Genomic DNA, 18,727 nt, shown 5'->3' on the forward strand with positions numbered 1-18,727 from the left:
GCTTAGCCACACGGGAAAACGGTGAATTAAGAAAAATGGACAAAGGCGTCCATTTTTCCATTTATGATACCCTGCTAGTTACCCTAATCCTATCATTTGTTCATAGAAGAATATAGTAACAGAAGATTAAAAGCTTATTACATCACCTTTTTAATCTTCTCATCATTTTCTGGAATCGATTTATTTGCCCAGTAAGTTGCTAGGATTGGTCCAGAAATATTATGCCAGATTGCGCCCCATACACTCGGAAGTGCCGCAAGAGGACTGAAGTGTGCTGTTGCAAGGGCAACACCCAAGCCTGAGTTCTGCATACCTATTTCAATGGAAATAGCTCTTCGTTCGTTTTCTCCCAATCCCATCATTAAAGCAACTAAATAGCCTAGCAATAAACCAAAGCCATTATGGAGGAAAACAGCGATAAACACTAGGAACCCTGCTGCCACAACATTTCCAGCATTAGCTGCTGTAACCGCTGCCACAATAATCAAAATTGCAGCTACTGAAATAAGAGGAACAACCGTTACACCTTTTTCAACAGCAACAGGGAAAAATTTCTGTATCAAGAATCCTAGAATGATAGGAATAATGATAACCTGAATGATCGACATAAACATTGCAACTGGATCAACTGGTAACCATTGTCCAGCTAATAAATAGATAAGCAATGGCGTCATGATAGGTGCCATCATTGTTGAAAGAGAAGTCATTGCAACTGATAACGCAACATTTCCTCTTGCTAAATACACCATTACATTGGATGCCGTCCCACCTGGAACAGAGCCCAATAACACTAGCCCAGCTGCAAGCTCTGGAGGAAGCCTTAGTAAATAAGCAAGTGCAAAAGCAACAAGCGGCATGATCGTATACTGCGCACATATCCCAATGATTACTAGTATCGGTTTTGTAAATACTAATTTAAAATCTACAGGCTTTAATGTTAATCCCATCCCGAACATAACAACCCCAAGCAAAATCGTTATATAACCGCCGAAGATAAGAAAAGCTGGAGGATATAAGAATGCAACGACAGCAGCAAGAATAACTAAAACAGCAAAGTATTTTCCTGCTAACGCACTTATTTTTTCAATAAATTTCATTCAAGGTCTCCTCTTCTATTTCTACGATTTTATTGGGATTTAATAGGTTATTTGGATCTAATGCCTTTTTGATTTGCTTCATTATATCGAGGGCAGCTCCATGCTCTTGACGCTGATATGGCATCTTCCCAACTCCTACACCATGTTCACCCGTACAAGTTCCCCCACGCTCTAAGGCATACAGAACCACGTTTTTATTAAATTCATTTGCTCTTTTAATTTCTTCAGCATTTGCCATATCAATCATGATGAGACAATGAAAGTTACCATCACCTACATGTCCTAGGATACCACCTGGAACTCCTAGCTTATCCAGCTCTTTTCGAGCGTAGATGACGGAATTTGCTAATTCAGAAATCGGCACTGCTACATCGGTAAGCATCATTTTTTTGCCAGCATGACCATGAATATAGGCATACGCTAAGTTATGTCGTGCATCCCATAGATGATTACGCGCTGCATTATCGGTTTCAGAAGTAAAATTATCACAAGCGTGGTCCTGCATAATTTCTTTTGTAAATGCAACATCTGCATTTAGCCCAGCTTCATTACCATGGAATTCTAAAAAGAGGGTTGGTTTTACTGGATAATCTGTTTCACTGAACGTATTGATTTGTATAATCGAAGCTTCATCCACAAATTCGACCCTTGCAATTGGAATACCTGCTTGCAAAATTGATGTAACGGCTTGAATTGCTTGTGTAAGGCTAGGGAAGGTTGCGCGAGCTGCAACAACATGCTCTGGAATACCATATACTTGCAATGTTAATTCTGTAAAACATCCAAGTGTTCCCTCTGAACCAACAAACAGCCCGTTTAAATGATAACCAGATGCAGATTTTGCTGCTAAGCTGCCAGTTTGTATGACACTCCCATCAGCGAGAACAACTTCTAAGTTCCGCACCTGGTCACGCATAACTCCATATTTCACAGTAGTTGTTCCACTGGCATTAGTTGCTGCCATACCACCTAGTGTTGCATTTGCACCAGGGTCCACAGTGAAAAATAAACCATATTTTTTAAGTTCTTTATTCAACTGTTCTCTTGTGACACCAGGCTGAACCGTTACAAGCAAGTCCTCTTGTTTGATCTCGATAATCTTATTCATGAAGGAAAAATCAACAACGATGCCTTTCTGATAAGGAATCACATGTCCTTCTAAGCTTGACCCAACTCCAAAGGGGGTTATTGGTGTCTTAAATTCCTGCGACACCTTCATAATATAACTCACATCCTCTGTTGTTTTTGGAAAAACCACAACATCAGGAAGACTTGTTTGATGATATGTTTCGTCCTTGCTGTGCAACTCTCTAACAGTTTCATTCGTTGAAATTTGTTCTTCTGCTAATTTTGCTTTTAATGCCTGGATAACTTTTTCCATTCCCCTGCTCCTTCCAGCTTTTAATTGGTAGTACCAATTTATTTTTTATCTAATTTGTGTTAATATTGGAACAACCAGTTTATTAAGTCTATTATAATGATTTCCAACATTAATTCAATGATATTTCAGAAAATAACTTTATATTTTTTAAACTTTAAGTGATTATTGGAAGGCGGGAGGATTGTGGTCTCGGATAAGCGAAAAACAGCAGAGATTGTTTTAGAGAAAATAGTAGGAAATTTTCTAAAGAATCATTTGGAAACAGGTGATAAGCTACCATCTGAACGTGAATTAGCAAGACTTTTTGGTGTCAGCAGAAACTCAGTTCGAGAAGCATTACAAATTTTAGCGTTAAAAGATATTATTGAAATCAAGCGAGGCGGCGGAAGTTATGTTAAGCAATCAGACGCACAATTAATCCTTGATGAGCTTTTCGAGAAAGTAGTGACAGCTGAAAATCACTTGATATTTGAGATGCTGGAAGTTCGCCGGGCATTAGAAATTGAGGCAGTCTCACTCGCAGCAAAGCGAGCCACGGGAGAGGATCTTAACAACATCCGTAAGGCTTTGGAACAGATGGCTGTTACCATTGATGAAACAGAAATTGGGGTGCAGGCAGATTTGCATTTTCATATGTATATCGTGGCTGCATCGCATAATTCTATTTTAATCCACCTCGCACAAACTCTAATTAAACAAATGGAAGAAACCATTCGTACGACAAGACAAAATCGCTTTAAAGATGCTGATCGATACGAAGAAACATTTAATGAACATAAAGAAATCTATCTTGCAATTGCATCAGGTGATGATATATTAGCCAAATCACTGATGGAAGAGCATATTACGAGAGTGAGAAAAGAGTTAAGTGAAAACTCCCTGCCGAAATTTATAGCCTAAAGGCTTCATATAGTCGTTTAGTTTCCAGTAACGAAAAAAGGTCGCACATTTGTGTGACCCTTTTTCGTTGACTATTCATCCTGTTTTATCTGATCATTTTCTGTATCTTCAGGTTTTGGATCCACCGAATGCTTATATCCATAGCCTTTAGACAGCGTTACAAGTGAAAGCCATACGACAAGCACAACGACTACTACAGACACTACACCAACAACTACGTACGTTCCCACCTTATAAAACCTCTCTTTATTCCTTATTTCTATTCATTATGCTTTAATATTCCTTTAAATTACTTCTAGATTAACCCACTAACCTAACTAGTTCAATAGTTTCGTGCAAATAGGGTATAAAGCCATAGTTTAGGTTTTTTTAATAATCCTTTCCGCTTTACTACATTTATGAAATCTTGGGCATCGAAGAGTATTCGGGCTTATTTCCAAGCATCTTTCTGTATTAGAGAGCCTACATAATATAAGCACGAAATATAACGGTTAATTATAAATAATCTAAATATACGGCATTTGAATGAAAATTAATAAATCTATAACATTATAAATATGAATGCGGAAAAAACCCCTTTTTCATGTATACGGTGATATACATCTAGTCCTATATCACCAAGCAAAAAAAACAAAAATTGGGTTTTATATTAAACAGGGAGGTCTTTTCATTTTGAAAAAAGCAGGCTTTATATTATTTTTTGCTTTCATGCTTATACTCTTAGCTGCATGTGGATCAGATGATACAGCTAACGGAAATGGAAGCAAGCTAGAACAATTACAAGAATCAGGAACAGTTACGATTGGCTTTGCCAACGAAGCTCCATATGCGTATGAAGAAAACGGAGAACTAAAAGGCGCAGCTGTTGCTATTGCAGAAACTGTTTTTGCAGAGCTTGGAATTGATACAGTTGAATCCCAGCTATCTGATTGGAGTCAATTAATTCCAGGACTTCAAGCCGGACAATTTGACGTTATTACAGCAGGAATGGCGATTCAGCCAGATCGATGTGAAAATGCAGCTTTTAGTGAACCGACAATGCAATATGGAGAAGGGTTAATTGTAGAAGCTGGTAATCCACTGGGCTTAGAAAGCTATAAAGATATTGCTGATAATCCAGATGCTACCGTTGTTGTAATGGAAGGTGCTACAGAAATTGGATTTTTACAAGAAGAAGGTGTAGATCCTAGTCAAATTGTTACCGCACCTGATATTCCCGCAACCTTCTCAGCCGTACAGTCTGGCCGGGCAGATGCTACAACTGGAACTGAGATGACAGTTAAAATGGCGCTTGAATCGGCAAATACAGATGCACTTGAATTTGTTGAATCCTTTGAGCAGCCAGATATTAAGGGCGTACCAAGCTATGGTGCAGAAGCATTTAACCTAAATGATGCGGATTTACGTGATGCATACAATGAAAAATTAGCAGAATTAAAGGAAGATGGTACAATTGCGGATCTGTTAGATGAAAATGGCTTTAGCAGCGAAAGTAATTTTGTGCCAGTAGATGAAGTGACAACAGAGGAAGTTTGTAACGGGGAAGTATAAACATATATTATAATGTGATATTTCATTCAGTGGAAAGTTCCTTTCTTCCCCACTAGGTGCTAATGGAACAGAATCAGGAATTTATGGGATGTTTTATCCCTCAGCTTTATGCTTTTGCCTTTCTCATGTTTAATTTAATGATCGAGTCTTACAGCCGTTCATGCGTGATAAAGGATGACTCCATAGGGTCTGATTCCCTGGTCCCGGGGAAGCAGGCCCTTTGTATTTCCTAAGCAGGTTGCAAAAAATGTTTAATCTAGAATTCTATTCGGAACCAAAACCGAAACTTGAAGGAGTGATTATAATGAATGCGATCATAGAGATTTTCCCACAGCTTGCAAGAGGACTTCATGTAACAATCACCGTCCTTCTTGCTTCAGCTATTCTAGCATATTTAATGGCTTTTATTGCTGGGTTATGCCGTCTTTCCGGGAACATCATCATCCGCAAATTCACAGGATTTTATGTGGAAGTTTTTCGAGGTACTTCCTTAATTGTTCAGTTATTCTGGCTTTACTACGCCATCCCAATGCTATTTGGCATTCAGCTAGGTTCCAACTGGTGGACGGGTGTAATTGCAATTGGATTAAATTACGGTGCGTATCTTTCGGAGGTTGTTCGTGGATCGATTCTTTCTGTTGCACAAGGTCAATCTGAAGCAGCAACAGCTCTAAACATGTCACGCTTTCAACGCATGCGGCTTGTTATTTTCCCGCAAGCAGTCCGGATGATGCTTCCTGAATTCGGTAACTATACCATTCAAATGCTAAAAGGAACTTCATTAGTTTCCTTAATTGGGATGACGGACATTTTATATTACGGCGACATTCTCCGAAGCTCGAACTTGTCGCAAGCACCAATTGTTTACTTATTAGTTCTTGTATTCTACTTTATTCTTGCGCTTCCACTTATTTGGCTGACAAGAAAAGGTGAACATATCTCTAAGAAAGGAGTTGCTAACGGATGAATAATAACTGGAGCTGGGAAACATTTATGGACGCCCTCCCCTTTGTATTGCAAGGGCTATGGATTACAGTCAGCTTAACGATTACGTGTTATTTATTCGCACTCCTACTCGGTTTTGTATGGACATTTCTCAGAAAAGTGCCGAATAAATTTTTCAATTGGGTGGTTACTTGGGTCATGGAATTTATTCGTTCTACTCCCCCACTCGTTCAGCTATTCTTCCTTTTCTATGCATGGCCAATGATTCCAGGGATTGGCGTCACATTAAGTCCTTTTACAAGTGCTGTACTTGGTCTTGGCATACATTTCAGTACATACATCGGAGAAATCTATCGTTCCGGTATTGAAAGTATCGATAAGGGGCAATGGGAGGCATCCAAAGCGTTGAACTTTTCTACCATTGATAAGTGGAGGAAAATCATTTTACCGCAGGCGATACCACCAACAATTCCAATGCTCGGTAACTATTTCATTATTATGTTTAAAGAGGTTCCACTTGCTTCCACAATAACAGTTGCTGGTATAATGTTAATGGCAAATAGTTATGGCGCTCAAAACTGGTCGTATCTAGAACCACTAACTATTGTTGGAATTATATTTTTAGTACTGAGCTATCCATCTGCGGTACTGATTAAGAAATTAGAAGTTAAAATGAATGCACGTTTTGATAAAAATGCAGCGATTAAATAGTATGTACAGAAGAGGAGTAATGACTTTATGACTGAACCTATCGTGAGATTCCAGGATGTGCATAAATCCTTTGGTGATTTTGACGTTTTAAAAGGGATTAATTTAGATATAAAGCCAGCTGAAAAAGTAGCTGTTATCGGGCCAAGTGGGTCTGGAAAAACAACAATCATACGCATGCTGATGACATTGGAGGAGCCATCCTCTGGTGATATTATTGTGGATGGTAAAAATCTGTGGAAGATGAAAAAGAAAGAGAAGATGGTAAAAGCGAATGAAAAGCATTTAAGAGAAGTTCGTGGAGATATCGGAATGGTATTCCAGCATTTCAACCTTTTCCCGCATATGACAATCTTAGAGAACTGCATGACAGCTCCGATTCATGTAAAAAAGGAAAATAAAGAAGAGGTTCGCGATCGCTCTGTTAAAATGCTTGAACGTGTGGGGCTTGGGGACAAATTGGATAGCTATCCAAATCAGCTTTCCGGCGGGCAAAAACAGCGTGTCGCTATGGCCCGTGCACTTGTCATGCGGCCGAAGATTATGTTATTTGATGAAGTAACATCAGCACTTGACCCAGAGCTGGTCGGCGAAGTGCTTGAGGTTATACGTGATCTTGCGAAACATGAGGATATGGCAATGGTGCTTGTTACACACGAAATGGACTTTGCTCTTGATATCGCAGATAAAGTGCTGTTTCTTGATGAAGGTGTTATTGCAGAGCAAGGAACGGCAAGCGAGGTTATCGAGCATTCTGAGAATGAAAGATTGCAAGGATTCTTGCGCCGGTTTAGAGGATAGATTAAAGGTATTACTCCGTTCGGTTGGGGTAATACCTTTTAAATTTGATTTGGATATTGTGAGTGTGTGGAGCGGCTGTTTTTTTGAGGTTGGTGTCATAGCTGTACGGGTAGGTGTTTTAATTTGGGTTTTGGTGTCATAGTTGTGCAGGTAGGTGTTTTAATTTGGGTTTTGGTGTCATATTTGTGCAGGTAGGTGCTTTAATTTGGGTTTTAGTGTCATAGCTGTGCAGGTAGGTGCTTTAATTTGGGTTTTAGTGTCATAGCTGTGCAGGTAGGTGTTTTATTTCGGGTTTTGGTGTCATAGCTGTTCGGGCAGAGAGATTGTTCAAGACATAAGAAAAGCTGCAACCACCCGATGATTACAGCTTAGCTTTATTCTACTGGATCCTCACCAATTATTCTTACTTCCCGTTCTAGATTGACTTTAAATTTCTCTTTTACGGTTTTCTGTACATAATGGATCAGTTCAATATATTCTTTTGCTGTTGCATTCTCTTTATTAACAATGAAGCCCGCATGCTTGAGCGAGACTTGCGCACCGCCAATTTGCTTTCCTTGAAGGTCACTGTCTTGGATTAATTTTCCAGCAAAATGGCCTGGCGGACGTTTAAATACACTTCCACAGGATGGGTATTCTAATGGTTGCTTTGACTCACGTTTGTATGTTAAATCATCCATTACTTCCTTAATCGCTTTTGGATCACCGGCTTTTAAAGTAAAGGTTGCTTCCAAAACGATGTACCCATGTTCCGGTATATTACTTGTACGGTAATCTAAATCCAATTGCTCTGCAGTTAATGTGAGAAGCTCTCCTTCTCGGTTAACGACCAACGTACTTGTCAGTACATCCTTGATTTCACCGCCATACGCTCCGGCATTCATATATAATGCACCACCAACAGATCCAGGTATACCACACGCAAATTCCAAGCCAGTTAGCTCTTCTTTTAATGCCTCTCGTGAAACATCAATAATTCGCGCACCGCTTTGAGCGATCATCCTGTTGCTATCTGTTTTTATCGCAGAAAGTTTTTGCAGATTCATGACGATGCCACGAATCCCACCATCTTTCACAATTAGATTGGAGCCATTTCCAAGCATCGTAAAAGCTATATTTTCTTGATTTGCTAACTTAATAATCTGCTGTACTTGTTCATATGTTTCCGGCGTTACATAAAAATCTGCCTGCCCACCTAAACGGGTATACGTATGATTTTTCAAGTGTTCGTTCACCATCACATTACGCTCAGATGTTAATGCTATTAGTTTTTCGTACAGATGATGATTCATTGCCACTCCTATCATTCCTTTAACAAGTTATCATTTTTTCGGGAAGGCTATTTAGAAAAAATTACATTCACCAAGCCTCCCATAGTGAATGCTATTACGTGGACGCAGATAGAAAGTTATTATTGTTCACTATCTGCTTAAAAAATCACCAAATAAATAAATGGTGACTTTTCACAAACAATCTTTATCCATTGTAAGTTATTGTCCTTCATCTTGCCACAAAAATGAATAAATCATTTTATCTACTTCTATACTCTCGTGTAATGCACTATGGCCCAGTGTATGATCTTCAATTATAATTTCCTGTAATTGGTCACTTGGTACAGTCATTCGTAAAGCCTGCACACTTTCTGGGAGTGCAACAGCATCACCAGTACTCCCAATATTCAGTGCCTGAACACCTTCAGGAAATGAACTTTCTCGCAGCAGTTGAAATGCCAGCGAATCCGGCTTTAGATCCTCAGCTGCAGCATCTTTATGAATTTGGAAATATGCTTCACTATAAATGCCGTCAAACGGACTCCCAATGGAAACAAGCTTATTCACTTCTGGATAACCATTACCTGCATATTCCATTGTATATTTAAGCGCAAGTATTCCACCCATTGAGTGTCCTACAATATTTACAGAATCAACTTTGTATTTTTCCTTCATTTGCAATAGAACTGCTGATATCCACTCAGCACTATCAGCGAAACTTGCCCGATTATCTTCTAAAATAATTTGAATAAACGTAGGAGCATACCTTCCTTTGTTTAAATTGTAATCACGGATTCGTCCTTCTTTAGTAACGTAATAGATAAACCCTTTATTCCCCCAGCCGTATTCATGCTCGAAACGATCAAGCATATAGCCGAAGGAATTCTTCGTACCTTTATAACCATGAATAAACACGGTTGGATCACCAGTATAATGCTCAGACTTCGCCTTATTAGGCATCGAAATATACGTGATATACCCGACAATTAATACCAATACCATTGTTATTTTTACCTTATGTTTTTTAATAAAATACATTACCTCACCTGCATACTTTTCCTTAGTGTTTTCTGTTTCAGAATAAACCATGTAAAATAAGAACCAATTAGGAATAACAGAATTTTTACCATTACTAAAGGAATCACAAACGCAATCGTATACAGCATCGAAACCCATAATAGACTAACGCTAACAATCTTAGCTTTTAATGGTATCCCTTTTCCCTCACGATAATTCAATATATAAGAGCCGACATATTTATTCGTGATTAACCATTGATATAATTTATCAGAGCTCCGAACATAACAAGCAGCTGAAAGCAAAAGAAATGGTGTTGTCGGCAATAATGGCAGCATTATCCCCAATACACCAAGCACTAATGAAATAGTGCCTGCAATTATTAAAAACATTTTTTTAATAGATTTCATAAACAACCACCAGCTACATATGTTAATTGAACACCATTATTATACCATCTCACACCCCTACAATCGCCTCAACACGTAAAAATTCATAGAAATTTCTTATCTATTTAATGAGGCTTGCAACCGGATGAAATACTGGCTTTCCATCTTCAAATGTCGCAATGTGTTTAAAGCCGATAGTGTCTAGCAACTCAAACGCGTCCTTAAATTGATATGCTAATGTTGTTTCCACATGAGAGTCCGATCCAACCGTAATGATTTCTCCCCCACATTCCTTATATAATTTTAAAATATCAGTGCTTGGCATCCCACTTTCTAAACCATAGCGATAGCCTGACGTATTTAATTCAATTCCTTTCCCAGCTGGAATAATTTCTTTAAAAATGACTTCTAAAATCTCGTGGAAATGATTCGTACTCTTTTCTTCCGTATATCGTTTAACAAGATCAATATGACCAAGAATACTAAAGCTTTTAAATTTGCTAATGCATGCAAGTAATTCTTCATAATACATTTGAAATGCTTCATCAACTGTTTTTCTCTTAAAGAATTCTCCGGAATGAAGGTCCATCCCAGCAGTTGCATGCATGGAGCAAATAACAAAATCAAACACTTCATCTTGCATTAATCTTTCATATCGCGCTAACAAGTGCGGTTGCACACCAATTTCTACACCTTTTTTAATGCGAATCTGCTTGCTGTATTTTTGCTGCAGATGTTTTATTTTCTTATCGTACTGTTTCAAGTCAAACTCAAATATCCAATCCTTATCTGGGTAATCATAATCAATATGTTCGGTAAAACAAATTTCTTCAAGGCCGATACTGATCGCTTTTTCAATCGTAGTTTCCATCGGCGTCTTACAATCTGCTGAAAAATCACTATGAATGTGGTAATCAAACATTTTATCATCTCCTGTTTTTCGTCAGTTCCAGTGCTGAAGCTTTAGCGGACTCCCCATTTGCTAACCAGATGCTTCTGCTTTTATTTGGTGTTGACTTTTATGAATATACTAATTATAATACTATATAACTTTACTTAGTTAAAGCGATAAAGTATTAAAGTTAAAAAGGAGTTTTATAGATGCAACGATACACGCTGAACGGCCGAAATAAGCATGTAGAAGATTTTCAAGTAAGAGATAATCTTATTGCAACATTGAAAAATCGCTTTACTACCTATGGCTATAAACAAGTACGGACGAAAGCCTTTGAAAACTATGAGATGTATTCGAACATTACTGGTACGGTAAAAAAAGATGACATGATTAAAGTCATTGATACGACAGGGAAAATCCTCGTCTTACGTCCAGATGTTACCATTCCAATTACCCGGATGATGGCAGCAGTAAACCAAGCAAATAATACCTTCTGGCAACGGCTTTTCTATGTAATGGATGTATTTCGTCAATCACAGGAGATGCCAAATCAAAAAGAAAGCACACAAGCAGGCGTTGAATTTTTCGGGGAGAATACACCTGAGGAAGACGCAGAAATTATCATGCTAGCCATCCATACATTAAAAGATTTAGGCTTTAAAAATTTCAAAATTGAAATTGGGCATGCGGGATTCTTTAAGGAGCTTATCCAACAAGCCGAACTCTCTGAACAAGACTTAGGGCAACTTCAGGCTCTAATTCAATCAAAAAATATAGCGGATATGGAATTATTCCTTGAAGGAATGGCGATTGAAGAAGAATTAAAGAAAGCAATCCAATCGATTCCTCTTCTATACGGGGATCCGCTTCAAGTTATTCAGCAAGCAGAAAAGATTATTCGCAGCGCCCATATGCAGCATGTTTTGCAAAATTTAATTGACGTATTTGCATTAATTAAGGACTACGGTGTTGAGGATTATGTCGCTATTAATCTCGGATTAATTAATAATATGAATTACTATACCGGCATCATCTTTCAAGGATTTGTCGACCGAATTGGTCAGCCTGTATTAATGGGTGGGAGATATGATCATTTAGGAAAACAACTAGACAGCGTAATGCCTGCGATCGGTTTCGCATTTGAAGTAGATTTACTTATTCAAGCAATTTTAGAGCAAAGATTGGCAAAAGCTCCTAAAGCTCTAGTAGATACAGTCATTTATTATACAAAAGAAAAACAGCGAGAAGCTTTAACAGCTGCATTTGAACTAAGAAATAAGGGATATCAGGTTTTAAGTTTTCGGAATGATCCAAGTAATAGAAATCCCATTTCTTCTAATTCGATAATCCGCTTCGAAAAAGAACAAAACCTTTTTTCCAACGAACAAATCAAACAGACATTTTCAAAAGCAGATGAACTCGTTACGCTGCTTCAGGCTCACAAGGAGGGCTTCTAATTGCAACCTATAACATTGGCACTTGCTAAAGGACGTCCAGCTAAAAGCACGATTGCCCTATTGGAAAAGACGGACGTACAATTTAATGATTTTCACGAGGATAGTAGAAAGCTTGTTTTTTATAACAGTGACAGATCGATTAAACTTCTTTTCGTTAAAGCAATTGACGTCCCGACCTACGTCGAAAAAGGGGCTGCTGATATTGGAATTGTCGGCAAAGATAATATCCTTGAATCCAAAGCAGATGTTTATGAACTACTGGATTTAAAAATTGGGAAATGTAAATTTGCAGTCGCAGGAAAAAAGAATTATACCCCTGAAAAAGGACAGCTGCTGACAATTGCAACAAAATATCCAGCCATTGCACAGAAACATTTCGATAAAAAGGGCGAAGCAATTGAAATTGTTAAGCTAAACGGATCTGTTGAATTGGCTCCACTAATCGGGCTTGCCGATTTGATTGTTGATATTGTAGAAACTGGAAACACATTAAAAGAAAACGGACTAACCGTTCTTGAGAATATTGAACCTATTAGTACGAGATTAATTGTTAATAAAGCGAGCTTTGCAACAAAATCAACCGAAGTACAGCAATTTATCTCCCAGTTAAAGTCAGCATTGGAGGGGTAGCAATGAACATACAAACAAAAGAGGAATTTTTACAGGTTTATAAAGCTAGTACTTCAGATCAGCTGAAGGAACAAGAGCTTGACCAAGATGTGCTAGAAATTATTAGCGGGGTTCGAAAAGATGGAGATGAAGCATTATATCGATACACGAATAAATTTGACCATGTAGTATTAGATTCCCTCATCGTATCTGAGGAGGAATTACTGGAGGCAAAAAAACAAGTAGATGCTGGATTTCTTGATGCTTTAAAGCAAGCCAAGGAAAATATTGAAGCATTTCATAAAGAACAAAAGGAACAATCCTGGTTTGTGAATAAAGCACCTGGTATCTTACTCGGCCAAAAGGTAACCCCGATTGAAAAAGTTGGTGTGTATGTTCCAGGGGGAAAAGCAGCCTATCCTTCCACGGTGTTAATGGATGTCATCCCCGCCAAAATTGCTGGTGTAGAGAAAATCGTACTTACAACACCTCCACAAGCGAATGGAAAGATTAATCCTCACGTACTTGTTGCTGCACAGCTTGTTGGAGTTGACACGATTTATAAGGTTGGTGGGGCACAAGCTATTGCTGCATTGGCCTATGGGACAGAAACAATTGAAAAGGTCGCCAAAATCGTTGGTCCCGGAAATGCCTTTGTGGCAAGAGCAAAAAAATGGGTTTATGGGGATGTAGCGATTGATATGATTGCAGGACCTAGTGAAATCTGTATTGTTGCAGATCAGACTGCCCCACCGAGCTTTGTTGCAGCCGATTTACTTTCACAAGCAGAGCACGATGAATTGGCAAGCTCCATTTGCATTACAACGAGTGAAGCATTGGCCGAACAAATTCTAGCAGAGGTTGAAAAGCAAACAAACGTACTTGAACGAAGCGAAATAATTACACAATCACTAAAGCAAAATGGAAAAATAATCGTCACAGCGAATCTAAAAGAAGCTTTTTCTGTTGTAAATGAAATTGCACCAGAGCATTTACAGCTAATGATTGAAAAACCATATGATAGTCTTTCTAATATTAAAAACGCTGGCGCGATCTTTCTCGGAAATTATTCACCAGAACCATTAGGAGATTATTTTGCAGGTCCAAATCATACCCTGCCAACGAATGGGACGGCAAAATTCGCCTCCCCACTTGGTGTATATGATTTCATGAAAAAATCGAGCATTATTAGTTATTCCGAAGAGGCACTGCTGCAAGCTACTGATTCAATTATCAAAATCGCTACAGTGGAGGGGCTCACTGCCCATGCCAATTCCATTCAGATTAGAAAGGATGACCCGAATGCGTAAAGCAAAAATTGAAAGATCAACAGCCGAAACATCCATCGAGTTAGACTTAACCATTGATGGAACTGGAAATGCCACTATCCGATCAGGTGTCGGTTTTTTAGACCATATGCTTTTGTTACTGACAAAGCACGGTTTATTTGATTTAGCAGTCACATGTAATGGGGATTTAGAAGTCGATCAGCATCACTCTGTTGAGGATATTGGTATTGCATTGGGTCAAGCATTTCAGCAGGCTTTAGGGAATAAAGAAGGAATTACAAGATATGCAACGGTAACAACGCCTATGGATGAGGCTCTGTCAACTATTTCCTTAGACATTAGCGGACGACCCTACTTCGTATACAACGTAGAAGGACTAAAAGATAAAGTCGGTGATTTCGATACCGAGCTTGTCGAGGAATTTTTCCAAGCATTTGTTAGCAATGCCAAGGTAACACTTCATATTAACCTGGCTTATGGAAATAACACTCACCATATGATTGAGTCCATTTTCAAAGGCTTCGGTCGTGCATTAGATCAAGCGACGATATTAAATCCACGAGTGAAAGGAATCCCTTCCACAAAGGGCAGCTTATAAATAAAGAGAGACTAACAGACAGGAGATTTTTAACGGAAAGGAAGAAACAAGATGATCGCAATCATTGACTATGGTGCTGGAAATATTAAAAGCCTACAATTTGCGCTTGCAAAACTAAATAAGGAATCAGTATTAACAACCGATCCACAAGTAATCAGGAATGCTTCTTCAATCATTCTTCCTGGTGTAGGCGCCTTTAAGGATGCAATGGATGCAATCAATAAAATAGGATTATCAGATGTAATTAAACAAGAGGTTCAAGCTGGAAAACCAATACTCGGCATCTGTCTCGGCATGCAGTTATTTTATGACAAAAGCTATGAGGATGGCGATTGGGATGGTCTCGGGCTACTAAAAGGGAATGTCAGTCGGATTAAGGAAACGGTCAAAGTCCCGCATATGGGGTGGAATACCATTACAAAGCATAATAAAAGTTTGTTAACTCTACATCTACCAGATGATTTTTACGTTTATTTTGTTCATTCCTATGCCGTCGAGGAATTGGAGGAAGCTACACTTGTTGGCAGCACCGAATATGGTGGCCGCATTCCTGCTATTGTCCAGCAAGGGAATATTACAGGTATGCAATTCCATCCGGAAAAAAGCGGTGATATCGGCATTCAATTACTTGCAAACTACGAGGAGATGATTTCATGATTTTATTCCCTGCAATTGATATTCGCGGCGGAAATTGTGTGCGCCTTATCCAAGGGGATTATAACAAAGAAAAAATCTATGGCAATTCCCCAACGGATATGGCTTTACAATGGGAGAAAAAGCGAGCAGCATACCTGCATACGGTTGATCTAGACGGTGCTAAAACTGGTGACTCCTTAAATCAAGACGCCATTAAAGCAATCGCCAAACAAACGGAAATCCCTGTTCAGGTCGGTGGAGGTATTCGTTCACTTGATACGATAGAAGATTACCTTGCTGCAGGCATCGCTCGCGTGATTATTGGTACAGCAGCTATTAACGACAAAGCCTTTTTAAAAGAGGCCGTCGAAAAGTTCGGATCTCGAATCGCCGTTTCCATTGATGCGCGGAATGGCTATGTCGCTACAGATGGTTGGACAGAAACAAGTACCGTCAAAGCCATCGATCTTGTCGCTGAACTTGAACAGATTGGCGTTAAAACAATTGTCTACACGGACATTATGAAGGATGGCATGATGCAAGGACCGAATTTTGAAGAGCTGCAAGCTGTGAATGAAGCAACAAGCATGGATGTCATTGCATCTGGCGGTGTTTCAACAGAGGAAGATATACGCAAGCTAAAATCACTGAACATGTATGGTGCGATTATTGGGAAAGCATTATACGACGGCACATTGAATTTTGAATCGTTAACGGAGGAAAATTTCTATGCTCGCTAAACGAATTATCCCTTGTCTCGATGTTGATAAAGGACGGGTGGTAAAGGGAAAAAAATTTCAAAATATCCAGGATGTTGATGACCCAGTGGCATTAGCCAAAAGATATAACGAAGCCGGCGCTGATGAACTTGTTTTTTATGATATTACAGCATCCAATGAAGAACGCGATATATTTCTCGATGTCGTTGAGCAAGTTGCCAAAGAGATCGCAATTCCATTTACAGTTGGTGGTGGCATACGAACGGTTGAGGATATCCATCAAGTTCTCCGCTCCGGAGCAGATAAAGTATCTATCAATAGTGCAGCTGTAACAAATCCGCAACTTATCAAGGATGCCGCTTTGAAATTTGGCAGCCAGTGCATTGTCTTATCGATTGACGCAAAGGAAGTAGCACCAAATCAGTGGAACGTTTTTACAAAAGGTGGTCGTTACGATACGGGAATAGATGCCATTCAATGGGCCAAGCAAGGAGAAGAGCTTGGTGCTGGAGAACTTGTCATTAATGCAATGGATTCAGACGGGGAGAAAGATGGCTATAATATTTCATTAACCAAAGCTATTGCCGATACCGTTAATATTCCAATTGTTGCAAGCGGTGGAGCTGGTATAAAAGAGCATTTTCTTGCTGTATTAGAGCAAGGTGCGGATGCTGCACTTGCTGCATCTGTATTTCACTATGATGAGATTCAAATACCTGACCTCAAGATCTATCTTCAGGAAAATAATATCATCGTCAGGAGGGAAAGAAAATGAGAGTAAATATCGAACAGCTTGTCTTTGATGATAATGGCTTAATCCCTGCCATTGTACAAGACGCAGGGACAGGAAACGTCTTAACATTAGCATATATGAACCAGGATGCATTAAACAAAACAATCCAAACCAATGAAACATGGTTTTTCTCAAGAAAGCGACAGAAGCTATGGAATAAAGGAGAAACATCCGGAAATAAACAGCAAATCATAAGAATTTCTTATGATTGTGACGCGGATGCATTATTGGTTCAGGTTAATCCGCTCGGACCAGCATGTCATACCGGTAATGAATCCTGTTTCTACAATGAACTTTATACAAATGATATCCCGGCACACGATATCGTCCATAGCGTAATTGCGAAAATTAAGGATCGCCGCGATAATCCTGTTGACGGTACGTACACATCGTATCTTTTTGAAAAAGGAATCGATAAAGTGCTTAAAAAGGTCGGAGAAGAAACGTCAGAAGTCATTATCGGGGCAAAGAATAACGATAAACAAGAGCTTACTAGCGAAATAGCTGATCTTACGTATCATACACTCGTATTGATGGAACTTATGGATGTATCCCTTTCCGATATAAAAAACGAATTAATGAAAAGACATATTCAAAAGGAAGGTCAAAATCGTGAGTAAATTTTGGAGCGACATGGCAAAGCGATGTACCCCCTATATCCCTGGGGAGCAAATCAATCGTGCTAATGTAATTAAATTAAATACGAATGAGAATCCGTATGGTCCATCACCAAAAGTTATACAGGCAATCCAAAAAGAAAGTGAACAAACATTAAATCTCTATCCTTCACCAACAACAGACAAATTAAGGGAGGTTATCGCAGCACTCAATTCCTTATCCAAGGAAAATGTTTTCGTTGGAAATGGATCAGATGAAGTTCTTGCCTTTTCGTTTATGGCTTTTTTTGATAGCAACAAAGCCATTCGCTATCCAGCTATTTCATATAGCTTTTACCCCGTATATGCGAAGCTATTCGGTATTCCAGCCGAGGAAATTGCCCTTCAGGATGATTTTACGATACCGATAGAGGATTTCTACCAATCAGACGGAGGCGTTATTTTTCCAAATCCAAATGCGCCAACCAGTATTTATATGGAAATTGATACGGTAAAGAAAATCTTGGATAACAACCCTGAACAAGTTGTCATTGTGGATGAAGCATATATCGACTTTGCAGCAGAATCTGCTGTTTCCTTAATCAATTCCTATGAAAATCTGCTTGTTATTCAAACCATGTCCAAATCGAGATCCTTGGCCGGACTGCGGGTCGGATTTGCGTTAGGTCATCCGAATCTAATTGAAGGATTGACCCGCATTAAAGACTCAGTGAATTCCTATACAGTCGATCGATTGGCTATTGCTGGAGCAGAAGCTGCTATGGCTGATGTGTCTTATTTTAACGAGACGACAGAGAAAATAATTCGAACAAGGGAATGGACCATTGTTGAAATGGAAAAACGCGGATTTACTGTCCTGCCCTCCCAAACAAATTTTATTTTTGCAACACATCCTAACAAAGACGCAGGGGAGTTATATACAGCTTTAAAAGAAAAAGATATACTTATTCGATACTTTAAGGTACCTATGATTGATAACCATGTTCGGGTTACGATTGGCACAGATGAACAGATGGCACAATTTTTCAAAATGCTCGATACGATACTATAATTT

At 39.0% G+C, this 18,727-nt stretch carries 21 protein-coding genes; 14 read left to right on the plus strand and 7 right to left on the minus strand.

All coding sequences use genetic code 11. The annotated features are described in order from the left end of the window. Window positions 1–137: 137 nt before the first annotated feature. Together D1B32_RS14710 and D1B32_RS14715 are read right to left on the minus strand one after the other, a co-directional pair. Window positions 138–1,097 (minus strand): bile acid:sodium symporter family protein, encoded by a 960-nt coding sequence (locus tag D1B32_RS14710; protein WP_095311749.1) that lies wholly within the window; start codon window positions 1,095–1,097, stop codon window positions 138–140. Next, window positions 1,084–2,478, minus strand: coding sequence for an FAD-binding oxidoreductase (locus D1B32_RS14715; protein ID WP_095311747.1), 1,395 nt, complete (start codon window positions 2,476–2,478; stop codon window positions 1,084–1,086). Before D1B32_RS14715 ends, D1B32_RS14710 begins: the two co-directional genes overlap by 14 nt. 183 nt (window positions 2,479–2,661) lie before the next feature. On the opposite strand from D1B32_RS14715, the gene D1B32_RS14720 reads away from it, so the two are divergent. Then, window positions 2,662–3,378, plus strand: a complete 717-nt coding sequence (locus D1B32_RS14720) for a FadR/GntR family transcriptional regulator (RefSeq protein WP_095311745.1) — start codon at window positions 2,662–2,664, stop codon at window positions 3,376–3,378. 71 nt (window positions 3,379–3,449) lie between these two features. Here D1B32_RS14720 and ytzI read toward each other — a convergent pair whose 3' ends face one another. Continuing rightward, window positions 3,450–3,608, minus strand: coding sequence for a YtzI protein (gene ytzI / locus D1B32_RS14725; RefSeq protein ID WP_095311744.1), 159 nt, complete (start codon window positions 3,606–3,608; stop codon window positions 3,450–3,452). A gap of 442 nt (window positions 3,609–4,050) precedes the next feature. Here ytzI and ehuB point away from each other — a divergent pair, with 442 nt between their 5' ends. The 4 genes from ehuB (at window position 4,051) to ehuA (ending at window position 7,383) form a co-directional block, all read left to right on the plus strand. Then, complete coding sequence (gene ehuB / locus D1B32_RS14730; protein WP_240033801.1) at window positions 4,051–4,929, plus strand: ectoine/hydroxyectoine ABC transporter substrate-binding protein EhuB; 879 nt, start codon at window positions 4,051–4,053, stop codon at window positions 4,927–4,929. A 304-nt stretch (window positions 4,930–5,233) separates the two neighbouring features. Continuing rightward, window positions 5,234–5,896, plus strand: coding sequence for an ectoine/hydroxyectoine ABC transporter permease subunit EhuC (ehuC, locus tag D1B32_RS14735; RefSeq protein WP_095311796.1), 663 nt, complete (start codon window positions 5,234–5,236; stop codon window positions 5,894–5,896). Further along, window positions 5,893–6,585, plus strand: a complete 693-nt coding sequence (gene ehuD, locus D1B32_RS14740) for an ectoine/hydroxyectoine ABC transporter permease subunit EhuD (RefSeq protein ID WP_095311742.1) — start codon at window positions 5,893–5,895, stop codon at window positions 6,583–6,585. The genes ehuC and ehuD overlap by 4 nt, the downstream gene beginning before the upstream one ends. 27 nt (window positions 6,586–6,612) lie before the next feature. Further along, window positions 6,613–7,383 carry an ectoine/hydroxyectoine ABC transporter ATP-binding protein EhuA gene (gene ehuA, locus D1B32_RS14745; protein ID WP_095311740.1) on the plus strand — a complete coding sequence of 257 codons (771 nt, stop codon included), beginning with the start codon at window positions 6,613–6,615 and terminating at the stop codon, window positions 7,381–7,383. Window positions 7,384–7,757: 374 nt separating this feature from the next. On the opposite strand, the gene murB is transcribed toward ehuA, so the two are convergent. The 4 genes from murB to D1B32_RS14765 all read right to left on the minus strand — a co-directional run bounded on the left by murB (window position 7,758) and on the right by D1B32_RS14765 (window position 10,982). Next, a complete protein-coding gene (gene murB / locus D1B32_RS14750) occupies window positions 7,758–8,681 on the minus strand; it encodes a UDP-N-acetylmuramate dehydrogenase (protein WP_118889756.1) in 924 nt (307 codons plus the stop codon). 192 nt (window positions 8,682–8,873) lie between these two features. Then, window positions 8,874–9,692 (minus strand): alpha/beta fold hydrolase, encoded by an 819-nt coding sequence (locus tag D1B32_RS14755; RefSeq protein WP_095311736.1) that lies wholly within the window; start codon window positions 9,690–9,692, stop codon window positions 8,874–8,876. Further along, complete coding sequence (locus D1B32_RS14760) at window positions 9,692–10,081, minus strand: YbaN family protein (RefSeq protein ID WP_095311734.1); 390 nt, start codon at window positions 10,079–10,081, stop codon at window positions 9,692–9,694. Before D1B32_RS14760 ends, D1B32_RS14755 begins: the two co-directional genes overlap by 1 nt. A 100-nt stretch (window positions 10,082–10,181) precedes the next feature. Beyond that, window positions 10,182–10,982, minus strand: coding sequence for a histidinol-phosphatase HisJ family protein (locus D1B32_RS14765; RefSeq protein WP_095311732.1), 801 nt, complete (start codon window positions 10,980–10,982; stop codon window positions 10,182–10,184). A gap of 179 nt (window positions 10,983–11,161) precedes the next feature. On the opposite strand from D1B32_RS14765, the gene hisZ reads away from it, so the two are divergent. Genes hisZ through hisC form a run of 9 tightly spaced genes read left to right on the plus strand, consistent with a single transcriptional unit; the run spans window position 11,162 to window position 18,724 of the window. After that, a complete protein-coding gene (gene hisZ, locus D1B32_RS14770; protein ID WP_095311730.1) occupies window positions 11,162–12,412 on the plus strand; it encodes an ATP phosphoribosyltransferase regulatory subunit in 1,251 nt (416 codons plus the stop codon). After that, a complete protein-coding gene (gene hisG / locus D1B32_RS14775; RefSeq protein WP_095311728.1) occupies window positions 12,413–13,042 on the plus strand; it encodes an ATP phosphoribosyltransferase in 630 nt (209 codons plus the stop codon). A gap of 2 nt (window positions 13,043–13,044) precedes the next feature. Further along, window positions 13,045–14,331, plus strand: a complete 1,287-nt coding sequence (gene hisD / locus D1B32_RS14780) for a histidinol dehydrogenase (RefSeq protein ID WP_095311726.1) — start codon at window positions 13,045–13,047, stop codon at window positions 14,329–14,331. Continuing rightward, entirely contained in the window at window positions 14,324–14,908 is a 585-nt protein-coding gene (gene hisB, locus D1B32_RS14785) for an imidazoleglycerol-phosphate dehydratase HisB (RefSeq protein ID WP_095311725.1), read from the plus strand. Before hisD ends, hisB begins: the two co-directional genes overlap by 8 nt. A gap of 51 nt (window positions 14,909–14,959) precedes the next feature. Beyond that, entirely contained in the window at window positions 14,960–15,565 is a 606-nt protein-coding gene (gene hisH, locus D1B32_RS14790; protein ID WP_095311723.1) for an imidazole glycerol phosphate synthase subunit HisH, read from the plus strand. Next, window positions 15,562–16,284 (plus strand): 1-(5-phosphoribosyl)-5-[(5-phosphoribosylamino)methylideneamino]imidazole-4-carboxamide isomerase, encoded by a 723-nt coding sequence (gene hisA, locus D1B32_RS14795; protein WP_095311721.1) that lies wholly within the window; start codon window positions 15,562–15,564, stop codon window positions 16,282–16,284. The genes hisH and hisA overlap by 4 nt, the downstream gene beginning before the upstream one ends. After that, window positions 16,274–17,038: an imidazole glycerol phosphate synthase subunit HisF gene (gene hisF, locus D1B32_RS14800; RefSeq protein ID WP_095311719.1), complete on the plus strand. Its 765-nt coding sequence runs from the start codon at window positions 16,274–16,276 to the stop codon at window positions 17,036–17,038. Before hisA ends, hisF begins: the two co-directional genes overlap by 11 nt. Next, window positions 17,035–17,676, plus strand: a complete 642-nt coding sequence (hisIE, locus tag D1B32_RS14805; RefSeq protein WP_095311717.1) for a bifunctional phosphoribosyl-AMP cyclohydrolase/phosphoribosyl-ATP diphosphatase HisIE — start codon at window positions 17,035–17,037, stop codon at window positions 17,674–17,676. Before hisF ends, hisIE begins: the two co-directional genes overlap by 4 nt. Beyond that, window positions 17,669–18,724, plus strand: coding sequence for a histidinol-phosphate transaminase (gene hisC / locus D1B32_RS14810; RefSeq protein WP_118889757.1), 1,056 nt, complete (start codon window positions 17,669–17,671; stop codon window positions 18,722–18,724). Before hisIE ends, hisC begins: the two co-directional genes overlap by 8 nt. The last annotated feature ends 3 nt before the right edge of the window (window positions 18,725–18,727 follow it).

The sequence above is a fragment of the Oceanobacillus profundus genome (genome assembly GCF_003515705.1).
Taxonomy (GTDB): Bacteria; Bacillota; Bacilli; order Bacillales; family Amphibacillaceae; genus Oceanobacillus; species Oceanobacillus profundus.